At 48.3% G+C, this 20,792-nt stretch carries 15 protein-coding genes, 1 pseudogene and 1 riboswitch; of the genes and pseudogenes, 5 read left to right on the forward strand and 11 right to left on the reverse strand.

Annotated elements, in window-relative coordinates; all coding sequences use genetic code 11:
- Position 1: 1 nt before the first annotated feature.
- From gmd to ribB, 9 genes and pseudogenes are all read right to left on the reverse strand, one after another.
- Positions 2-1,120: a GDP-mannose 4,6-dehydratase gene (gmd, locus tag ACKC9G_RS10620; RefSeq protein WP_411405095.1), complete on the reverse strand. Its 1,119-nt coding sequence runs from the start codon at positions 1,118-1,120 to the stop codon at positions 2-4.
- Positions 1,117-2,349: a glycosyltransferase gene (locus ACKC9G_RS10625; RefSeq protein WP_411405097.1), complete on the reverse strand. Its 1,233-nt coding sequence runs from the start codon at positions 2,347-2,349 to the stop codon at positions 1,117-1,119. The genes gmd and ACKC9G_RS10625 overlap by 4 nt, the downstream gene beginning before the upstream one ends.
- Positions 2,346-3,290, reverse strand: a pseudogene (locus tag ACKC9G_RS10630) (glycosyltransferase); the annotation flags it as partial. The gene ACKC9G_RS10625 and the pseudogene ACKC9G_RS10630, both read right to left, overlap by 4 nt.
- A gap of 58 nt (positions 3,291-3,348) precedes the next feature.
- Positions 3,349-4,278, reverse strand: coding sequence for an acyltransferase family protein (locus ACKC9G_RS10635; protein WP_411405099.1), 930 nt, complete (start codon positions 4,276-4,278; stop codon positions 3,349-3,351).
- The gene (locus tag ACKC9G_RS10640) at positions 4,271-5,158 is read right to left on the reverse strand and encodes an alpha-1,2-fucosyltransferase (RefSeq protein ID WP_411405101.1); all 888 of its coding nucleotides are present in this window, start codon (positions 5,156-5,158) and stop codon (positions 4,271-4,273) included. Before ACKC9G_RS10640 ends, ACKC9G_RS10635 begins: the two co-directional genes overlap by 8 nt.
- A complete protein-coding gene (locus ACKC9G_RS10645; protein WP_411405103.1) occupies positions 5,155-6,462 on the reverse strand; it encodes a flippase in 1,308 nt (435 codons plus the stop codon). The genes ACKC9G_RS10640 and ACKC9G_RS10645 overlap by 4 nt, the downstream gene beginning before the upstream one ends.
- A gap of 9 nt (positions 6,463-6,471) precedes the next feature.
- Positions 6,472-7,803, reverse strand: a complete 1,332-nt coding sequence (locus tag ACKC9G_RS10650; RefSeq protein WP_411405105.1) for a UDP-glucose dehydrogenase family protein — start codon at positions 7,801-7,803, stop codon at positions 6,472-6,474.
- A 129-nt stretch (positions 7,804-7,932) separates the two neighbouring features.
- Entirely contained in the window at positions 7,933-8,436 is a 504-nt protein-coding gene (gene rfaH / locus ACKC9G_RS10655) for a transcription/translation regulatory transformer protein RfaH (RefSeq protein WP_411405107.1), read from the reverse strand.
- Between the two features lie 499 nt (positions 8,437-8,935).
- Entirely contained in the window at positions 8,936-9,619 is a 684-nt protein-coding gene (gene ribB / locus ACKC9G_RS10660) for a 3,4-dihydroxy-2-butanone-4-phosphate synthase (RefSeq protein WP_411405109.1), read from the reverse strand.
- Between the two features lie 103 nt (positions 9,620-9,722).
- Positions 9,723-9,910: riboswitch (FMN riboswitch) on the reverse strand.
- Between the two features lie 347 nt (positions 9,911-10,257).
- Here ribB and ACKC9G_RS10665 point away from each other — a divergent pair.
- The 4 genes from ACKC9G_RS10665 to ACKC9G_RS10680 are packed head-to-tail and all read left to right on the forward strand — an operon-like array spanning position 10,258 to position 15,477.
- Positions 10,258-11,508 carry a sarcosine oxidase subunit beta family protein gene (locus ACKC9G_RS10665; RefSeq protein ID WP_411405111.1) on the forward strand — a complete coding sequence of 417 codons (1,251 nt, stop codon included), beginning with the start codon at positions 10,258-10,260 and terminating at the stop codon, positions 11,506-11,508.
- A 15-nt stretch (positions 11,509-11,523) separates the two neighbouring features.
- Positions 11,524-11,841, forward strand: a complete 318-nt coding sequence (locus tag ACKC9G_RS10670) for a sarcosine oxidase subunit delta (protein WP_411405113.1) — start codon at positions 11,524-11,526, stop codon at positions 11,839-11,841.
- On the forward strand, positions 11,838-14,843 hold the full coding sequence (locus tag ACKC9G_RS10675) for a sarcosine oxidase subunit alpha (protein WP_411405115.1): 3,006 nt from the start codon (positions 11,838-11,840) through the stop codon (positions 14,841-14,843). The genes ACKC9G_RS10670 and ACKC9G_RS10675 overlap by 4 nt, the downstream gene beginning before the upstream one ends.
- The gene (locus tag ACKC9G_RS10680) at positions 14,836-15,477 is read left to right on the forward strand and encodes a sarcosine oxidase subunit gamma (RefSeq protein ID WP_411405117.1); all 642 of its coding nucleotides are present in this window, start codon (positions 14,836-14,838) and stop codon (positions 15,475-15,477) included. The genes ACKC9G_RS10675 and ACKC9G_RS10680 overlap by 8 nt, the downstream gene beginning before the upstream one ends.
- Before the next feature lie 228 nt (positions 15,478-15,705).
- On the opposite strand, the gene mdoH is transcribed toward ACKC9G_RS10680, so the two are convergent.
- Both mdoH and ACKC9G_RS10690 read right to left on the reverse strand, forming a co-directional pair.
- Positions 15,706-17,889: a glucans biosynthesis glucosyltransferase MdoH gene (gene mdoH / locus ACKC9G_RS10685; RefSeq protein ID WP_411405119.1), complete on the reverse strand. Its 2,184-nt coding sequence runs from the start codon at positions 17,887-17,889 to the stop codon at positions 15,706-15,708.
- Positions 17,877-19,448, reverse strand: coding sequence for a glucan biosynthesis protein (locus ACKC9G_RS10690; RefSeq protein ID WP_411405121.1), 1,572 nt, complete (start codon positions 19,446-19,448; stop codon positions 17,877-17,879). The genes mdoH and ACKC9G_RS10690 overlap by 13 nt, the downstream gene beginning before the upstream one ends.
- Before the next feature lie 537 nt (positions 19,449-19,985).
- Between ACKC9G_RS10690 and ACKC9G_RS10695 the strand changes: the two genes are divergently transcribed.
- Positions 19,986-20,777: a thioesterase family protein gene (locus ACKC9G_RS10695; protein ID WP_411405123.1), complete on the forward strand. Its 792-nt coding sequence runs from the start codon at positions 19,986-19,988 to the stop codon at positions 20,775-20,777.
- Positions 20,778-20,792: the final 15 nt, after the last annotated feature.

Consider the following 20,792-nt stretch of genomic DNA (forward strand, 5'->3'; position numbering starts at 1 on the left):
CTCAGTTCTCCACCGCGACTGGTACATCAAAGCCGTTCTGCTTCATAAAGGCATGTTGCTGAGCGGTTTTAAGATCCTCTGCAACCATTTCTGCGCACATTTCCTGCACAGTAATTTCTGGGACCCAGCCGAGTTTATTTTTAGCGTTAGACGGGTCACCCAGAAGGGTCTCTACCTCTGCAGGGCGGAAGTAACGTGGGTCAATTCGTACCACAACGTCGCCTACTTTTAGAGCCGGTGCTTTATCGCCATTAATGGCGCTAATTACTGCAACTTCGTCAACGCCTTCGCCTTTAAACGTTAGTTCGATGCCAAGTTCAGCAGCACTCCACCTAATAAACTGACGCACGGAGTACTGAACGCCAGTAGCAATAACGAAATCTTCCGGGGTGTCTTGTTGCAGCATCATCCACTGCATTTTGACGTAATCTTTGGCATGACCCCAGTCACGCAGTGCATCCATGTTGCCCATATACAGGCAGCTCTCAAGACCTTGAGCGATATTGGCGAGCCCGCGGGTGATCTTACGCGTTACAAAGGTCTCACCTCGACGGGGTGACTCATGGTTAAAGAGAATGCCGTTACACGCATACATTCCATAGCTTTCACGGTAGTTCACGGTAATCCAGTAGGCATAGAGCTTCGCAACAGCGTAAGGCGAGCGCGGGTAAAATGGTGTGGTTTCTTTCTGTGGAATTTCCTGTACTAAGCCATACAGCTCAGAGGTTGACGCCTGATAGAAGCGAGTGGTTTTCTCCAGTCCAAGAAAGCGGATGGCTTCCAGCAGACGCAAAGTGCCCATTGCATCAACATCAGCAGTGTATTCAGGTGCTTCAAAGGATACGGCTACATGGGACTGAGCGCCTAGGTTATATACCTCATCGGGACGAACCTGCTCAAGGATGCGAGTAAGGTTTGAGCTGTCAGTCAGATCTCCGTAATGCAGCTTAATGCGTGGATTTGGAGCATGGGGGTCCTGATAGAGGTGATCAATACGCTGTGTATTGAACGAAGATGCACGGCGTTTAATACCATGAACTTCATAACCTTTTTCCAGAAGAAATTCTGCGAGATAAGAACCGTCTTGGCCAGTAATACCTGTAATAAGTGCTTTTTTCATATTTTATTCGATCCTTTCAATATATCCATATAACGTTCGACAACGATATCAGGCGCCCAAAGTGTCAATGCTCTATCTCTTATTAACTTTTGATGTGTGCGCTTCGATAGATTTTTTAATACCCAATCAATTCCCAATGCGAAGTCTTCATTATCATATGCTGTTGCCAGGTAGCCTGATTTTTGATGTGAGATTGTTTCTTTTACTCCCGTAGCATTAAAAGCTATTACAGGAGTACCGCAGAACTGAGACTCTGATGAAACTTGACTAAAGGACTCAACTCTAGAAGGTACAAGAGTCACGTCTATAGCATTATAAAAAGTGGCCATTGCAAATTCATTGCGAATAGGTCCTAAAAAAGTTAACTCAAATCCTTTAAGCTCTTCATAAATAATATTTGCTTTTAATTTGTGGCCAAAAAAAACAAAAGCAACATCTTTTGGGTTAAATAAATTACTATTTATAATGCTTTTAAGGAGCGATATTCCTTTATTGAGTGCATCACTTCCGCTCCAAAAGCCCATGCCAATGATTTTTTTGTTTTTATTAAGGCCGAGAATTTCTTTGCAGATATTCTGGTCGTGTGTTGTAAATATCTCAGGGTCCAGAGTATTTGGTAGCACAGATACAGGGTTACGTGAAAACAACTTGCTATCTAGGACGCAGGAACGCAACCATTCTGATGGGGTTATTAGCTCCATCTCTGTGCTCCAGAAACGCCGCTTTCTATTCCAAAGATATTTGTCAATTATATGCACGTTAGCGTCATGGCTATTATTAAAATAGAAAGAGGCAGGGTGCTCTACTAAATGCTCACTTCCACACATTGCCCACATATCATGAAGTGTTAATATTTTTTTGCTCTTTATTTTTGAAATGTCTTTTATCGACAGCGAGCCATTGTTGATCCAGTGAATATTGACAGAATCGTAATGGTTGCTGTTGATAAGATCTAAAAGGTTTCCAGGTAGAAGGTTAAGTGTTCGCGGGCAAGAGGTATCCTTAATTATTTTTTGTAGTGCTAATCTAGAAATCTGATTATATATTAGATTACGAATTTTAGCTTTTTTGCTAATTATGCTTGACTCAAGAAAGGCGTCTTCCTTATCTGCTTCGGACACAATCAAGCGAATATCTTTATCCCGCTTATAGAGTGCGTTTGCCAGTCTATATGTTGCTATGGCTGCACCACCCTGACTATCCGAAGAACTTACGAGAGCTATTTTCATATAAGGTTACGTATTATTTTAAATATTTTCCGTGATGCTCTAATGTGAAAAGCATGTACAAGAGATTTATAAAATTTCTTTATATCCTGATAGGCATCAGAGTCTTCTTCAATAGTGCTTGGATATAAATGCTTTTTGCTTATATTTAAATCTGAGTCAAAAATATCGGTTGTTTCACAGTTCTCGCCTGAACTGTCATTCCCGATATTTTTAATGAAGGATTGATATGGATTAAGGCAGAGGCCTTTGTTCTCGTGAATTGTTTGATACCAAAAAACTGCCCATGTATCTATTTTTTTTAAATGATTATCTTTAATCTGCTGGAATAAATTAAAACTGCCTTCTAAGTTAAAATTATAGCGTGCTTTTCTTGGAGTGTAACGTTTAACTGCTGTGGTGGCATCTTTCTGGAAAAACTCCCAGCGGTCTTGCCATGTCGCCCACCCCCAACAATTCATCCCTCTCCAAAAAAACGAGTCTTGCTCAGATCTAACTTGGGAAAAAGTTCCTTCTGGAAAAGTCCAACCAGAGATATGCCAAACTTCTTTTGCATCTTGATATTTTTCTAATGAATTGTTCATATATTCAAGAAAATAAGGAGAGGACACCATATCGTCTTCTAAAATAATAGCTTTTCCATATGTACTAATTACTTGGCTTACGCCCTCGATAATAGAATTGGCTAACCCCTTGTTTGATTTGCTTTCGCTTATGATTAAAGAGTTGAAGCCCGTTATGTTATGAATGTATGCTCGAACTTCTCTTACGGAAGATTTTTGATTTTCATTTTTTGCACCATCTGAAAATATAAAAACGTCTGTGCTTTTTGCGAGAGTGTTGTTTAAAAGAGAGTCTATAGTCTGTTTTAAATGGTCTGGTCTGTTGTAACAGAAAATAACTACTGGAGCTGGATGAGTTTTTAAGTTAGACATTTTAGATTGCCCCCTCTTTGTGAATCTCTTTTTCTTTCAAACTTTTAAAAACTTCAAAGAAGGTTGTTCAATAAATTTTGTCAGGCTCCAAGCAATTATTAAAGATAAAATAAAGCCTATAACTAAGCTTAAGATCTTTGCTGTGTTGAATAATTACAAAGCCTAAATTTTGATGTGCTAGGTAAAGTGCGTAAGAGATTTTTCCAAAAAAAACAAAGTGTCTAAGAATGCTTTTTGTAAATGAAGTGAAAAGGGCTGCGTAAAAAATGGCAATTAATAAAATTAGTGCGACAATGTCTTCTGCAGAGCCCTGATAAATTAATAGTGCTATCGTTAAAAATATTGAAGCGTAACTGCCTAGGTTAAGATCTCTTTGATATTTTTGTTTGTAAAAAAAGATTCCTATCACAAAATAGGGTGAGTATGAAAATAGCCAAACCCTCTCGAATGGTAGAAACTCATAGTGGATCGATTTATTCAAAAAAATATAAAACAAAGTGAGTAGAGTAATGATGCTATCGCTGTAACGTAGGCAACGAAATGTAAATGCAAGTGCGATGATTAGATAAAAAGCTAACTCAATGCTCAGAGTCCAGTAGACACCATCCACGTATTTAGTACCGAAGTATCCGCCAAACATAGTAAGATTTATCAATGCTGTGTTTGGAGTAACCTCTCTTCCTTCAAGGCCAAAGGTAGTAACGACTGCAAAAGAAATTAGCAAAGCCACCCAGTAAGTGGGGTATAGCCTTATAAAGCGTGACTTTAGGAAGCTTGAAGTGCTGTCGGCTGCATTTACAGAAAGATAAATTACAAAACCGCTGATAAAAAAGAAAAGCTGTACGCCGTAATGCCCATATTTAGCAATAGATATCTCGGGGCCGCTGTTATAAGTAAAATGATAATGATAGAAATAGTGAAAAAAAACAAATGATAGAGCGGCTATTCCCCTAAGAGCATCAAGTTCTGATAATCTATTTGTTGTTTTTTTAAGCATCTTGCTTTTCCAATTTTATCGCATCAATTTTCTTGTAACCTGTTGGAATAGGGCTGCTGTGGTAGTCTATTTGACTGTTAAAACCAAGCCAGTGTTGAGGTGCGTAAACATTATCTGGCGAGGACTTCATCAAATAGGCGGCCCACCAGCTAAAACTGCTAGGGCTTAATATGGCGCCATTACAAAGTGTCATGCAAGCAAAGTCTTCACTGGCAGATGTCAGATTCGATAGGTAAATATTTTCAATATGGCCGAAGTGTTGATTTATAAAATCATAGTCATCTGAGAAGAATATTAGAGCAGATTGAGGAAAGCGTTCGCGTACTTGTTTTATAGCCTCATAGAAATAGCTTAACGGAAGTAGTGCGGACTTTCCTAAAACGGTATGCGTTAGATAATCTCCACGCCTAATATGTATAAAGAATTTCTTCTCTGACTTTATTTTTTGCATAAATGAGGAGGGTGCTGCCAAATGTTCTGGTTTTATTGCCAGTTCGGCGGCTACTTCTTCTGAAAAAAAATAGTCGCTCTGAAAGAAGCCTGTTTCGACAAAGTTGATTCTATTAATTAATCCTTTCCGGGACTTGGTTCTAGTCGTCTCGCGGGTATAGCTGCCTAGAATCTTTTCTCGCTCTGCCTTAGTAACCCTGATTAGCCGGGTTGTTGCTAATAAAGTAATAAGTATTTTTGCTAAGGTGTATAGCTTAGTGCTGTGCTTTATTCTTTTAAAATTTATATGGTTTCTGTCTTTGATGAAAGTTTGATTTAGATCATCCATTCCTATTGAAATTATTTTTTCATTTTTATTGGCTTGGGTACGTAAAAAAGCATATTGAAAAACCTGGTTCCCCAGTCGGCCTTCCGAAAAAAATATAATCACGCAACTAACCTTTTAATTGAAAATTTCCAGAAAGTGATGATTGAATAAATCATGCAGAGAACGTTTTTTCTTGATTTTTTATATAATAGATCTATCAAAAATATAGAGACTAAGAAAGAAATATAAGTGGTGATAATAGCTCCTAGCGCTCCGTAATTAGGGATTAATAAATAGTTTAATGAAACATTGGTGAGTGTTCCAATTCCCATGCTAATGAATGAATACGTAGTCATGTTTTCGTTTACCAAAAAAACGCTGCGTGCAACACCCATGTTTGTAAAGAACATGCGGAACGACATAAGAAAAAGTAAAAAACCGACACCGGTATATTCTTTTCCATACAGTATGTCTGCAATAGGATATGAAGCTAATGCTATTGAGCCTGTTATAAAAATAAATAGAATAAAGTTTAGTCGATAAAAATTGGTCAGAGCTTGTCTGTAATTTTCTTCACCCGTTGCGTGAGCAGAAACCAGTTTAGGAAAGAAAGTGCTCTTGATAATCATTGGGACAAATGATGCAGCTTCCACGATGCGTAAGGCGGAAGAATATAAACCTACCTCATGCTCACTGAACATTTTAGCCAGCATAAACTGATCGATTCTAGCTTGCAGCATAATAACGGTGCCAGTGAAAATTAATGGCCAGCTATCCTGCAGTATATTTAAGATTAATTCCTTATCGAAAGTCGCTTCCCCTTCCAGTTGTCGATATTCAGTTTTCATGAATAAAAGAAGGCCGATAGATAAAATAAGAGTGTCAACAGCAAAGGCAGCAGCAATCCAAAATAATCCTAAATTAAATTCTACACAAATTACTTTTGCTATGCTGGATAATATTATGGCTGCTATGCTTGCCAGTGTGCTCAGTCTTCCTTTAAGTTCACTTTGATAGTAAAGGTCGAAAACGCTGAATATTTGAAAGAAATATCCTATCAGAAGTATAGCTATAATCTGTTTTGCTTTATACGTATCGCTGGATGAGTAAATGTATATTCCTACGAATAAGCACATTAATAGGTAGCCTAATAGCTTTATTAGCAGGCTATTAAAGATGATTGTTTTTTTCTTTTCTGGAAATTTGATAATTTCTCGTGTGAATATATTATCTATTCCAAGCGACGCTATAGCTAAAAATATGGCGATGATAGATTGTGCATAGTTTAGTGTCCCAAACTCCTCGGGGCCTAAGTATCGAGCAACCCATGCACCAACAAAGATTCCTGAGAACATCCGGAGGAGCTTCTCAGAAAACAGCCAGCCACTATTTTTAAAGTAGTGTAAAACTCCTTTTGTTTCGCTCACTTTTACACTCTACTTCTGTTTTCTGCCAATCGAAACGTACTTTAAGTCTTGTTTATTTACTAACGATGGTTCATACAGATTTCTGCCGTCAAAAAGAGTCTTATCTTTCAGCTGGGTCTGGAGCATACTAAAGTTCGGTGCCCTGAAGTTTTTCCATTCGGTGACAATCACCAGTGCGTCCGCTCCCTGTAGCGCACCTTCTTTGGTGCCCATCAAGGTCAGGTCTTCACGTGTGCCATAAATGCGCTGGCATTCTTCCATGGCTTCCGGGTCATAAGCCTGAACTTTGGCTCCGGCATTCCAGAGGGCTTCCATGAGGACGCGGCTGGGAGCTTCACGCATATCATCCGTATTGGGTTTGAACGCCAGCCCCCAGAGTGCAAAGACCTTGCCTTGCAGATTATCAGTGCCGTAGTGCTGGGTAATAAACTCAAACAGCTTATGCTTTTGCTGGTTATTAGTGTCTTCAACGGCTTTCAGGATCTTAGCGTCATAGCCGATTTGGCTGGCTGTCATCTTTAGGGCTTGCACATCCTTAGGGAAACAGGAGCCGCCGTAGCCACAGCCAGGGTAGATAAAGTGATAGCCAATACGTGGGTCAGAGCCGATACCTTTGCGAACGGCTTCAATATCTGCGCCTAGTTTTTCTGCAAGATTCGCCATCTCGTTCATGAAGGAGATCTTCGTGGCCAACATGCAGTTCGCTGCGTACTTGGTCAGCTCTGCACTGCGCACATCCATGATGATGAGCTTTTCATGGTTGCGGTTGAAGGGCGCGTATAGCTCTCGCATTGTGCCTTCGACATCGGTACTGTCGGTTCCGATGATGATTCTGTCCGGGCGCATGCAGTCATTCACTGCAGAGCCTTCTTTCAGAAACTCGGGGTTGGATGCCACGTGGTAAGTCAGTTTTTTGTCGCGAGCGCTGAGGACTTCTTCCACTTTGCTCCTGACCTTATCGGCGGTGCCAACAGGAACAGTGGATTTGTTGATGATAATTTTGGCCTCATCCATGTGTGAGGCAATGGTCTCAGCGACCTTTAATACGTACTGTAGATCCGCGCTGCCGTCTTCATCCGGTGGCGTCCCTACCGCAATAAACTGAACATTGCCAAAACCAACACCTTCTACTGAGTCTGTGGTGAACTGCAAGCGGCCGGCCTCGAAGTTTTCCTGAACCAGTGCTGTCAGACCAGGTTCATAGATTGGAATAATCCCTTTTTTCAGGTTTTCAATCTTTGCGCTATCAATATCGACACAGCAGACTTCATGGCCAACTTCTGCCAGGACGGCCGCCTGAACCAAGCCGACATATCCAGTTCCGAAGACGGTAACTTTCATGGGCGCTTATTCCTTTAAAGCTTTTTTCTAGTGTTGAAATAGCACGCTACCGCCCTTGGATTGATCGTCAGTTTCCAAAAAACGTGCAGCATATTGTGATCGCAGGCCTTTTGGCTGCGATGGTAGTCGTCAAAAACGGGAAATAGCGTGTAAAGGTACTTCGATACGCTGTGGTGTACTGAGAAGGGTCAAGAGCAGTAGCGCTCTGTCTTCTCCGCGTTGAGCCTGGAAAATGGCATCAAGCTCACTGAAACAGCCTTCCTTAATACGAACCTTGTCGCCAGTACTGAATGCTGGCTGCTCTGAAGGGGAGTCTTCCAAACGGTGCTTCAACCCTTCTATCACGCAGGTGGGTACAGCAAGAGGTTGATTATTAAAGGTCACCATCTTACTGACGCCGCGTGTGGAACGTATGGGGTACCAGTTATTCTCGACAGTATCGAGCTGGATAAAGAGATAGTTTGGGAATAACGGTTCTGTCACCCACTGCCGACCAGTACGGCGGACTTTTTCAACGCGGTGGGTGGGGTGAAAGCAGGTAAACCCCTGATTGGTCAGGTGTTCTTCAGCACGGAAGCCTTCGCGTGGCTTGCACTGGATCAGATACCATTGATGATCAGTGGGCGTGTTCATGCGTTATATCCTTTACGCCACATCGCTGGTCCCTTTGGGTAAGTGATAGTTTTCATGGTTACGCACATCGTGTGCCTATTTCTTGGTATTACTTATGAACTTTAAGCCTTATCTAGAAGTGCGAACCTAAAAACTGCCAGATGGTCTCTGGCGTTTCGTTCTGCAGGCTGGGGTTCTGTCAGGTGATACCTATGAAATAGTATGAAAACTGCTGAAAGTGTAATTTTTTGTGCAACAAATAGGTGCAACATACTAGCAGTGGGCTCAGCCCAAGCCAATGACTTCAGGTCAACAGAGTGCTACTAAGATGAGTCCTACTTCTTGAAATGAGTACGAAAACAGCGACTTTGCTTCACTCTGTTAAATCAAAATTTAAGCGTTAATTATCCTAACGCATCTTTGATGGCTATCAGGTTTCATCATGTAATCAAAATGGCATAGGCGCGGTGATGTGGCGGCCCAGGAATCAGGCCGCCGTATTGAGGGAGCGTTGGGCTGATCAGATGGTTGCTTGAAGTGAAAAGGCTAGGTCTTCAATAGAGACAATCGGCATCTGGTGCTTGGCCGCAAAGGTGACTAGCTCTGGTAAGCGGGCCATTTCTCCGTCTTCTTTCTGCACTTCACACAGCACGCCATTAGGTGAAAGCCCGGCGAGCTTCATCAGGTCCAGCGTGGCTTCTGTATGGCCGCGGCGCTCACGTACACCACCTGCTTTGGCGACCAATGGAAAAACATGCCCAGGGCGGGCAAGGTCGCTGGCTTTGGCGTTTGGGTGACAGGCGGTCTTGATCGTTGTGACGCGATCTTTAGCGGAAACGCCAGTGCTGACGCCTTCTCTGGCTTCGATGGTTACCGTAAAGGCGGTCTGATTTTTGGAGCTGTTGCTTTCCACCATGGGCGGCAGCTCAAGCTGGCGTGCCTGTGCTTCTTCAATGCAAAGGCAAACGATGCCGCTGCCTTCGCGGATGAGTAAGGCCATTTGTTGCGCGGTCAGATGGTCGACGGAAAAAATCATGTCCCCTTCGTTTTCTCGGTCTTCATCATCGACCACAATGATGCCGAGACCTGCTTTTAGGGCATTGACCGCCTTGTTGACACGCTCTTCGCGGGTGCCAAAGGTATCCAACAGGGAAAGGGATGCTTCTTGTGAAGCGTTGAAAGCGTTTTTGATGTGCTGATTCATGGTAATAACTCGAGCATGAATCAGGGCATAGGAAGAGTGCTCACCTATTGGCAAGCATGCACAAAAAGAGCCTTGCCATTGCTGATGGCAAAGCGCTGTTGGTGCTTATCCTCTCTCATCCGGACTCTAACCGTCGGCTCTGGATTCTGACCAGATCTGCTGACCCTTGCCACTGAGCTGGTTAAAAAACCTGTCGTGACAAGGCGCTCGCGGGCTCGTCATGGGCTGGCCGAATTGCTGCCCGGATGACCTACCGCCGGTGGGGAATTTCGCCCCGCCCTGAGAATAAGTTGCGAGCGCAAGTTTACTCAGAGTTGCTGCTTCAGGCAAAGCCGCCAAGGGGAGAAAACGCACTGATGCTGCAGCGCCGTCGGCAGGATGTCGGGCCATGTCGCAAAAACGCCGCATCACGGCGTTTATAAGTATCTGATAGGGTGGGGCGCCCGATATGATCACCTCAGAGTGTTGTGCCAAGCCCCATGGTTTCGCTGTTTCCTTACAGGATGCACACGTGGGGTGATGTGTTTTCTGCCTGTGCCTGGCTGTCGTTTTTTGACTGCTCCTTGCAGATAACCGGCCTCATCTGTTTTATGGGCTCGCCAGGGCCCGGCATCCGTCAGAGGAAGGAGTGCTGGTCAATGCAGCGTTATTCAGGGTTCGGCCTGCTTAAGCATGCGCTTTCATATCATGAGCAGTGGCAGCGGGTCTGGCGCAATCCAGAACCAAAGAAACAGTACGACGTCATTATTGTCGGCGGTGGTGGGCATGGTTTGGCAACCGCCTATTACCTCGCCAAGGAACACGGTATTACTAATGTCGCCGTGATCGAAAAAGGTTGGCTCGGTGGTGGTAATACTGCGCGTAATACCACGATTGTTCGCTCCAACTATCTCTGGGATGAATCCGCAGCACTCTACGAGCACGCGATGAAGCTTTGGGAAGGCCTGTCTCAGGACCTCAACTACAACGTGATGTTCTCTCAGCGTGGCGTTTATCACCTGTGCCACACCCTGCAGGATTTGCGTGATGGCGAGCGGCTGGTTAACGCGAACCTTCTGAACGGTATTCCTAATGAAATGCTGGAAGTCGATCAGCTGGCCCGGGAAATTCCTGCACTGAACTGCTCTAAAAACACCCGTTACCCGATTCTTGGTGCGACTGTTCAGCGCCGCGGTGGTGTAGCCCGTCACGATGCGGTGGCGTGGGGCTTTGCTCGTGCTGCAGACAGTCTGGGTGTGGATCTTATCCAACAGACGGAAGTGACTGGCTTCAAGATTACCAATGGTGTCGTTGAAGGCGTCGAAACTACACGTGGCTTTATCGGCGCCAATACCGTGGGCTGTGTCACCGCCGGTAACTCTGGCGTCATGGCGGGCTATGCAGGTTTTGAACTTCCGGTTGAGTCTCATCCTCTACAGGCCTTGGTGTCCGAACCCATCAAGCCTGTTCTTGACTGCGTGGTTATGTCTAACCACGTTCACGGCTATTGCAGTCAGTCCGACAAAGGTGACCTGGTAATCGGTGCCGGTATTGATGGTTATAACGGTTATGGTCAGCGTGGCTCCTACAACATTATTGAGCACACCCTGGCGGCGATTGTGGAAATGTTCCCGACCTTCAGCCGTGTGCGTATGAACCGTCAGTGGGGCGGTATCGTTGATACCACGCCGGATGCCTGTCCGATCATTTCTGATACCCCGGTAAAAGGTTTGTTCTTCAACTGTGGCTGGGGAACCGGTGGCTTCAAGGCGACTCCCGGCTCTGGCAATGTGTTCGCCGCAACGCTGGCGAAGCGCGAGGCGCACCCGATTGCCAAACCTTTCTCCATGTTCCGTTTCCACAATGGCGCCCTGATCGACGAGCACGGCGCGGCAGCGGTTGCGCACTAAGGACGAGGATTCATCATGCTGACTATTTATTGTCCTTACTGTAAGGAAGTTCGCGACCAGGAGGAGTTTACTCCCAAGGGGCAGGCGCACATTAGCCGCCCGCTGGACCCGATGAACTGCACCGATGAAGAGTGGGGTAACTATGTGTACTTCCGTAAAAACATCAAAGGCGTACAGCAGGAAATGTGGGTGCATACCCACGGGTGTCGCAAATACTTCAACGTGACACGCGACACTGTGACCTACCAGATTCATGAGACTTACCCCATGGGTGAGCAGCCCAAGGTTGCCGCTAGCGAGCAGTTAGTGCTGACCAAAGGAGAAGCAAAATGAGCCAGCCTTATCGTCAGGCCAAAGGTGGCCGGATTGACCGCAGCCGGGAAATCAGCTTTACCTACAATGGTAATCGTTATACCGGCTATCAGGGCGATACCCTGGCATCTGCACTGCTCGCCAACGGGATTGATGTGGTTGGCCGCAGTTTCAAATACAGCCGTCCGCGCGGTATTGTCGCCGCCGGTGCAGAAGAGCCGAATGCGATCATGCAGGTGGGCGCATCGGAAGCCACTCAGGTGCCTAACGTGCGTGCTACCCAGCAGGCGCTGTATGAAGGCTTGGTGTGCTCCAGCGTCAATGGCTGGCCCAATGTCGATAATGACCTGATGGGTTATGTTGGCAAGCTGGGCGGCAGCATGATGCCTCCAGGTTTTTACTACAAAACCTTTATGTTCCCTGAATCCCTGTGGATGACTTACGAGAAATATATTCGTAAGGCGGCAGGTCTTGGGCGTGCACCTAAAGAAGTTGATCCTGATATTTACGACAAAATGCATCACCACTGTGAGGTGCTGATTGTCGGCGCTGGTGCAGCGGGCCTGATGGCAGCACTCACGGCTTCCCGCGGTGGTGCTCGTGTCATTCTGGCGGATGAGCAGGAAGAGATGGGCGGTGCGCTGCTTCACTCCAGCGAAACCATTAATGGACAGCCTGCAGCCGAGTGGGTGCAGGCGACAGTGAGTGAGCTGTCGCGCAACCCGGATGTCATGTTGTTGCCACGTTCTACCGTCAATGGTTATCACGACCATAACTTCGTGACCATTCATGAGCGCCGAACGGATCACATGGGTGATCGTGCGCCACTGCATATGAGCCGTCAGCGCCTTCATAAAGTGCGGGCGGACTGGGTCATTCTTGCCACTGGCGCGCATGAGCGTCCTCTGGTGTATGGCAACAACGATGTGCCCGGCAATATGCTGGCGGGTGCGGTAACGACCTACGTGCGTCGTTATGGTGTTGTGCCCGGTAAGAAGCTGGTGCTGATGACCACTAATGACCACGGTTACAACGCGGCACTGGCCTGGAAAGCGGCGGGTGCTGAAGTGGTGGCGATTGTTGATACCCGTAATGCCCCGGAAGGCGATCTGATTGACGCTGCCCGTGCTCAGGGTATTCGCATCATGGCAGGCTCTGTTGTGACTGAAATTAAAGGCAGTAAACGTGTCTCTGCGGCACTGGTTGCGCCTATTTCCAGTCCTTCTGCTACTCAGTCACTGGACTGCGATACGCTGGCCTCTTCCGGTGGTTACAGCCCGGTGGTTCACCTTTCCTGCCATACCGGTAGTCGCCCTGTATGGGACGATAGCGTGATTGGCTTTGTTCCCGGTGCGCCAAAGGAACAACGTCTTTGTGCCGGTGCGGTTCAAGGCAAGTTCACTCTGGAAAGTTGCCTGTCTGATGGTATTGAACAGGCCGCCACGGCACTGACCTCACTCGGCAAGGCTGTGCCCTCTATTGAAGTACCAGAAGTGACTGTGCTGAAAGAAGGAAAAGCCATGGCGCTTTTCCAGGTTCCTCACGCCAAGTCGACTTCGCGTGGACCTAAACAGTTCGTTGATTTGCAGAATGACGTGACTGCGGCAGGTATCGAGCTGGCGACTCGTGAAGGCTTTGAGTCTATCGAGCACGTGAAGCGTTATACCGCCATGGGCTTTGGTACGGACCAGGGCAAGCTCGGTAACATCAACGGGATGGCGATTGCTGCCAAAGCTTTGGGCAAAACCATTCCTGAAACAGGCACGACCATTTTCCGTCCTAACTACACTCCGATCAGCTTCGGTGCGGTAGTGGGTCGTGATGCAGGACACCTGTTTGATGTTAAACGCTACACCGCAATGCATCCCTGGCATCTGGCAAACGGAGCCTTGTTTGAGGATGTCGGCCAGTGGAAACGTCCCTGGTATTACCCTCAGGGTAATGAAGACCTGCATGCGGCGGTTAACCGTGAATGTATGGCGGTGCGTAATGGTGTAGGCATTCTTGATGCTTCCACACTGGGTAAGATTGATATTCAAGGGCCGGATGCCCGTGAATTCCTCAACCGCATTTATACCAACGCCTGGCTGAAGCTGAATGTTGGCAAGTGTCGCTATGGCCTGATGTGTCATGAAGACGGCATGGTCTTCGATGACGGTGTCACCTCCTGTCTGGGTGAAAACCACTTCCTGATGACCACCACAACGGGCGGTGCTGCAGGGGTGTTGGACTGGCTGGAACTGTGGCATCAAACCGAGTGGCCGGAGCTGGATGTCTACTTCTCTTCAGTGACTGATCACTGGGCGACCATGACCATTTCAGGCCCCAAAGCACGTAATCTGCTGGCGGAGCTGACTGACGACATTGATCTGGACAAGGATACCTTCAAGTTTATGGACTGGCGTGCCGGTACTGTGGCTGGCGTTCCTGCCCGTGTCTTCCGAATCAGTTTCACCGGTGAGCTTTCCTATGAAATTAACGTACAGGCCAACTTTGGTCTGGCGGTCTGGAAAAAGCTGTTTGAGCATGGTGAAAAGTACAACCTGACGCCTTATGGCACTGAAACCATGCACGTTCTGCGTGCTGAAAAGGGCTTCATTATTGTCGGTCAGGATACTGATGGTTCTGTCACTCCCCATGATCTCAACATGTCCTGGGCTGTCGGTAACAACAAGCCGTTCAGCTTTATCGGTCAGCGTGGCATGCAGCGTGAGGATTGCTTGCGCGATAACCGCAAACAGCTGGTAGGCCTTGTTTGCACCAATCCGAAGGATGTACTGCCTGAAGGTGCTCATTTGGTCGATGATCCGAACCACCCAAAACCGATGCCCATGCTGGGGCATGTGACCTCGAGTTATTACAGCGCTAATCTGGATCAGGGCATTGCCATGGCACTGATTAAAGGTGGTCTGAAACGTATGGGTGAAAAGGTATATGCGCCGCTGCGTGATGGTCGAGTCCTTGAGTGCGTGATTACTTCTTCTGTCTTCCTGGATCCTAAAGGAGATCGTCAGAATGTCTGAGCCAAGTGTAAAAATTGCTGTGATGGAACAGCGTGGTCCGGCAAGCCTGGCTGAGTCTCCTTTGCATCATGTGCAGTTAGGCGAACTTGCCGCTCGCCCCGGTCAGCGTGGCGGCGTTACTTTTCGTGAGCATGCCTTGCTTGGGCATTTGGTGCTGCGCGGTAAGGCGGATAATCCATCCCTGAGTGCTGCGGTTAAGTCCGTGTTGGGTCTTGATCTGCCTGGCGAACCACTGAGCTCAGTGGCCAATGACAAAGCCACCCTGTGTTGGGTATCTCCTGACGAGTGGTTACTGCTGGTACCCGGTGAGGACGCCTTCACCGTCGAGTCTTCTCTTCGCGAAGCGCTACAGGGCCATTTCGCGATTGTGAATAACAGTGGTGGTCAAACGCTGATTGAACTGTCGGGGCCTGATGCCATCAATGTGCTGAAAAAATCCAGCTGCTACGATGTGCATCCCGCGCACTTTCCTGTTGGAAAATGTGTGACGACCCCTTTTGCCAAAACCACCACACTGCTGCGTAAAACAGGGGAAGAGTCGTACACTCTGACCATTCGCCGCAGTTTTGCTGACTATGCCTGGTTATGGATTCAGGATGCGTCACTGGAGTATGGACTGGTCATCGCTGACTAATGGTAGTGCATAGAAAACGCCTCCTTCGGGAGGCGTTTTTGTTTATGTCATTTGCAGGATAGCTTCAGCATTGGAAATAGGGAGGACTCCATAAATGTGGGGCTTTATCGATCGAGGGAGAGGGTAGGGCAGAACGGAGTGTACGTAGGCTAGATGCACTCTTGGTGCAATACAAAAAGCCCACCTAAGGTGGGCTTTTGATTATGAAGCAGAGCCAGCAGTTGGCGATTAAATCGGGTCTTGTTTGATATGGCGTGTCGGAATGCTCGCCAGCTTGATAAACAGGCTGGGGGTAGACAGCACCATGGACTTCTCTTTATCGCTTAGGAAGCTGACGGCTTCCTCAATAGTTTCTGCCTCTTCGATTTTCATGTTCGCCATAGCTTCCGGAGCTTCAAACTCGCCACGTGGACGTAAAGGCACGGCATCAACCAGCGTCAGATGAGTTTCCACCAGTACCGGATGAGTTGCGAGTTCTGCCAGCGTTGGGCTGGTTTTTACGGCTTCGCGGTATTGATCGACCACTTCATCCATTTTTAGGCGGATGGCTGGCGGTGCTTTTTCCTCTGGTGTGCGCATGATGCCTGCTTTCTTGAACCAGCGGCCAACGCTCTGTGAACCTGTGAACATCGATAAGGGCACCGACAAGAGCATACCCACCAGAGCAGGTGCCAACCAGGCCAAGAGATCCAGCGAGTTCAGATAAGCCGCGGCGGTGAGGAAGATACCCATGGCCATGTGCCAGCGATGGCGAAAGAACAGGTCCGCCCAGGGCATGCTTCCATCATCACGACGCTGTGGGTTCCAGCCACTGTCACGGCCAAGCAGGATAGAGAATACTGCGCCACTGTGAATCAGCATCATAATTGGGGCGACCAGTGCAGACAGTATAACTTCAACAAGGAAGCTCAGTAATAGACGGAAGAAGCCACCAGCCTGTTTGCGCTGTTTGTTGTCCACCATAAAGGCCAGCAAGCCCAATACCTTGGGGCCGAATAATATGATCATGGTGAAGAAGAACAGCTGTAAGGCGCGCGCAGCATCCATACGGGGCCATGAGGGGAACAGCGAGAACTCATCCGTGAAGTATTCCGGACGAATAAACTGTGCTTGTAGCGACAGTGCCAGACCGGCAAGAATCAATGCCAGCCACAGCGGTGAGGAAAGGTACGACATGATGCCGGTCAGGTGGTGAGTCCGGCTGACCCAATGTAAACCCTTGGCGCCCACTACGCGGGAGTGCTGCAAGTTACCCTGACACCAGCGGCGGTCACGAACCGCAAGGTCAATAATGGAAGGAGGGCTTTCCTCATAAGAGCCTGGCAGGTCATCCGCAATAATGATGCTCCAGCCAGCGCGTCGAATCAGGGATGCTTCTACAAAGTCATGACTGAGAATATGACCGCCAAAAGGAGGTTTGCCGGGAAGGTCCGGAAGGCCTGCACTATCCATAAAGGCCTGACGGCGAATGATGGCATTGTGTCCCCAGAAGTTGCCTTCCTTATGAACCCACCAGGATAGGCCGGTACCGACCACAGGGCCATAAGTGCGTGAAGCGAACTGCTGTAAACGCGCAATCAGGGTGGTGCCATTGATCAGGTTGGGAATGGTTTGAATCAGTCCTGCATCCGGGTCGGCTTCCATGCGTCGCGCCAGCTGGATGATGGTGTCGGCTTCCATCAAACTGTCGGCATCAAGCACCAGCAGATGCTCGTAAGCTTTACCCCAGCGGCGGCAGAAGTCTGCCACATTACCGGCTTTACGGGCGGTATTTTTGCGACGACGGCGATAGTAGACCCGCGACTTACTGCCCAGACGCTCACGAATCGTCAGAAGACAGGCTTCTTCCTGCAGGGCGATATCCGGGTCGGTGGTATCGCTAATAATAAACCAGTCAAAACTGTGGCCTTCCCCAGCTTCATTCAGCGCTTCCGCCATCGCCTCGATGGAGGCAAAGATACGGTGGGGCTCTTCGTTGTAGGTTGGCATCAGGATCGCTGTTTTGGTGCTCAGGGCAGTCTCTATACGTGAGTACGGACGGTTCGCTCGCATCACCACACAGAGAAAACCAATGATTGAGCTACTGAAAGCCACGGTGATCCAGCTAAAGGTGAGGGCAAACAGGCCCAGAATCACATACTGAATGAAGGTGATTTCTGCCAGAGAAATAACACCGTACATTTCATTGATGCCATACACAGAAATCGCCAGGGCGCTGCCAAGCACCAACAGTCTGCGCCATGCGGAGGATTTGACGCCGCGCGGGTTAACACTCTTGCGGCGTTGTTCCTTGCCAAATTGGCGAAGATTCTGCGGAGGCATTGCCCCCGGAGTTTCCTCTGGCGTGCCGGGCTCGGCATGAGGCAAATTTACGTCCAGAGCAATATGCTGGCGTTGGCTCAGTTCGTCCATCGGTACATCCATGTCTCAGCTTTGCGGGCATCATCAAATTTCAATTCAAGGCGAAGCTCTGCCAATTCGGCACCACCAGGGTCCATTTGGAAAGTCACACGGTAACCACCGGTTTGAGGGTTCTCACGAACGCTGACATTGCTGATGTTACCCTGAGAGCTTTTAACGGTGGCGTGGGGTAAGGTTTGCGGCATCGGCACCGACTGGTCCGGAATGGTGTAATCCACAACGAAGGTGCGTTTGTTATCCTGCTGGGTTGGATTGACCCGGCCGCTGCGCGTTGAATAGACACGGGCTTCACCGGGAGCAATGGTCGGACCGGTTCCCCAGCTCAGACGATAAGAGTAGTTAAAAGAGGTACCAGCTTTGATCGGCGTGCCGGGGGCCCAATAAGCGATGGTGTTGTCATGAATCTGGGCATCGGAAGGAATCTCAGTCAGTACCACTGCACCTTTACCCCAGTTGCCCAGAGGTTCAATCCAAAGGCTGGGGCGTGACTGGAAGTTGGCATCCAGATCCTGATAGTTCACAAAGTTGCGGGCGCGCTGCATCAGGCCAAAGCCCATCGGTGCGGTGTCCTGAAATGCGCTGATCTGCAGCTTGGTGGGATTGGCCAGTGGGCGCCATAGGCGTTCACCGCGACCGTTCAGCATCAAAAGACCATCCGAGTCATGAACCTGTGGACGGTAGTCATCAATATTCGCGCGGTCATTAGCCGAGAAAAGGTACATGCTTGTCTCGGGAGCCAGACCCACTTTGGTTAAATCCGTGCGGGGGAAAAGTGTGGCTTCAACATCCATAGTGGTGTTGGTGCCAGGGCGAATGGTAAAGCGGTAAGCACCGGCAACACTTTTGCTGTCCAGCAGTGCATTAATGACGATGGAGTTGGTGTCCTGGCTTGGTTTCTCAATCCAGAAGGCACGGTAGATCGGAAACTCTTCACCTTCAGGGTCCGCGGTTTTTATCGCCAGTCCACGAGCAGACATGCCAAATACCTGATTTTTAGCAACCGCCCGGAAGTAGGTGGCGCCAAGGAAAATTGCGGTATCTTCATAGGTGTCAGGACGATTCAGCGGGCTTTTGAGGCGGAACCCGGCAAAGCCAATGTCCTGCGAAGGTAATGGCGTCGTCAGATTCTCTCCGGTTTTGAACATGGCCGGGTCATAGGCCAGATGACGAGCTGCTCCATCTTCGACCAGTGCAATCTCTACCGGGTCTTTGTAAATACCGCCACGGTGATAGAGCTCCAACTCAAACGGGAGGTTTTGTCCGGCCCAGATGGCTTTGGTGGGATCAAACCTGATGTCGCGATACTGCTTGTTGCTCAGGTTGCTGAGTGACTCAGGTAAGTCCGCGCGCGGAGGTTTGTAAGCACTGGAGGCCAGCTTGCGCGCCAGATCTATAACAGTATCCCGGCTGAACTTACTGTTGGTGGCCAGGTCGTCATTCTCTGCGGCATGTGCGGTGGTGCTGACAAGCATCAGCAGGGCAAGCCCATTGAGTAACCAGCGTGTCATTCCCTTTTGCGCCAGGCTGCTACCTGCAATCTGTCCTAACATCTGTTTTACCTTGTGATAAACGGCGAGAAACTGCTTTAAAGTCCATTAGCGGTATTAAAACAGCTATGGCTGGAAGCGTTTCAAAAGAATGTTTGCGTTCTATTTCAGAATACTGCCATGCCTCATCCTGAGTGGGCGGCAATTCCCGTCACAGTGCTTCCGGCACTATGGCGAGGGGAGGGGGCTTCGACTATCGCTACTGCCGCCAACAGCCGTTTCTGGCTGGTCTACCCCCTCTGATCTAAAGGCATAGGGTAATAAAAGATGGTGTCTCGTGACTGTAACAAATTGCTAAGGCAACGATGTACTTGTTTAGGTCACTTCGGGCTGTTGTTATCAAGGCTGACGCTGTTTTAGCTCCTGCAAAGGCCGGCCGAAGGCAAATATCCGTATCTGCACTACACTTTCCTAGCATAAAACATGGCTATAAAAATGCCATGCGCCAAGTGTGAGAATTTGTGCTTTTTCAGCAAGTTATTTCGCTAAAAGTGGCCAGAGAGCATCGTTTTCTTTGGCCCTGTGCCTGAGGAGATTGTGATGAAGTATCCCCTTTCAGCAGGTGAGCTATCGCTTCTGTCGGTGAATTGCACTCTGGAAATTCCCGAGCACTGGAGCCAGGGCAGGGCAACGTATGGCGGCATGCTTGCGTCCATGATGCTGCGTGCGCTGGAAAAGCAGGTCGATACCGCTGGTATTTTGCGCCACGCTTCTGTGAGTTTTATTGCGCCTGCCGGGCCAGGTTTGCTGGAGTTACATATCCAGTGTTTAAGAGAAGGCCGGAATGTCGCGTTTTACCTCATTACCGCGGTGCAGGAGACGATCGTTGCTACGATGGAGGTGACGTTGGCTCGTGGACGCGATTCTGCTGTGCGATCTGCGGATGTTTACCATCAGATCAATGAGTCGCCAGAGCACTTGCCTGCCTTTTCTTTTGGCCAAGATATTCATCTCGAATTTGCAGAGCACTTTGATATGCGCTGGGCGAGTGGTGCCTTACCCTTTTCTCAGACTGAGGACTGGCAGTTCTCCGGCTGGATTAAGGCAAAAAAAACCGGACTGATTCTGCACCCCTCTTCACTGCTTATGCTCGCGGATGCGTGGCCTCCTTCAGGCCTGGCACCCCTGGAAGAACCTGTGCCAATGAGTACAGTGAATTGGTCGATCGATTTTGAGCTGCCGCTGGCGGGCTTTGATGAATCTGACTGGTTTCGTTACGAGGCGGATACGGTCTCCACCCGGGATGGCTACACCGTGATTAATGATCAACTCTTTAATCAGGCGGGGCAGCGCCTTCTGACAACTCGACAGCTGGTTGCCATTTTCGGTTAAGGATCAGTGCTTGTT

Origin of the sequence: Pokkaliibacter sp. CJK22405 (assembly GCF_046614695.1) — a bacterium.
Classification (GTDB): domain Bacteria; phylum Pseudomonadota; class Gammaproteobacteria; order Pseudomonadales; family Balneatricaceae; genus Pokkaliibacter.

Bases quoted from the DNA above. Each gene is read 5' to 3' on its own strand.
- gmd (WP_411405095.1), bottom strand. From the start codon at position 1,120: ATGAAAAAAGCACTTATTACAGGTATTACTGGCCAAGACGGTTCTTAT.
- ACKC9G_RS10625 (WP_411405097.1), bottom strand. From the start codon at position 2,349: ATGAAAATAGCTCTCGTAAGTTCTTCGGATAGTCAGGGTGGTGCAGCC.
- ACKC9G_RS10635 (WP_411405099.1), bottom strand. From the start codon at position 4,278: ATGCTTAAAAAAACAACAAATAGATTATCAGAACTTGATGCTCTTAGG.
- ACKC9G_RS10650 (WP_411405105.1), bottom strand. From the start codon at position 7,803: ATGAAAGTTACCGTCTTCGGAACTGGATATGTCGGCTTGGTTCAGGCG.
- rfaH (WP_411405107.1), bottom strand. From the start codon at position 8,436: ATGAACACGCCCACTGATCATCAATGGTATCTGATCCAGTGCAAGCCA.
- ribB (WP_411405109.1), bottom strand. From the start codon at position 9,619: ATGAATCAGCACATCAAAAACGCTTTCAACGCTTCACAAGAAGCATCC.
- ACKC9G_RS10665 (WP_411405111.1), top strand. From the start codon at position 10,258: ATGCAGCGTTATTCAGGGTTCGGCCTGCTTAAGCATGCGCTTTCATAT.
- ACKC9G_RS10670 (WP_411405113.1), top strand. From the start codon at position 11,524: ATGCTGACTATTTATTGTCCTTACTGTAAGGAAGTTCGCGACCAGGAG.
- ACKC9G_RS10675 (WP_411405115.1), top strand. From the start codon at position 11,838: ATGAGCCAGCCTTATCGTCAGGCCAAAGGTGGCCGGATTGACCGCAGC.
- ACKC9G_RS10680 (WP_411405117.1), top strand. From the start codon at position 14,836: ATGTCTGAGCCAAGTGTAAAAATTGCTGTGATGGAACAGCGTGGTCCG.
- mdoH (WP_411405119.1), bottom strand. From the start codon at position 17,889: ATGGACGAACTGAGCCAACGCCAGCATATTGCTCTGGACGTAAATTTG.
- ACKC9G_RS10690 (WP_411405121.1), bottom strand. From the start codon at position 19,448: ATGTTAGGACAGATTGCAGGTAGCAGCCTGGCGCAAAAGGGAATGACA.
- ACKC9G_RS10695 (WP_411405123.1), top strand. From the start codon at position 19,986: ATGAAGTATCCCCTTTCAGCAGGTGAGCTATCGCTTCTGTCGGTGAAT.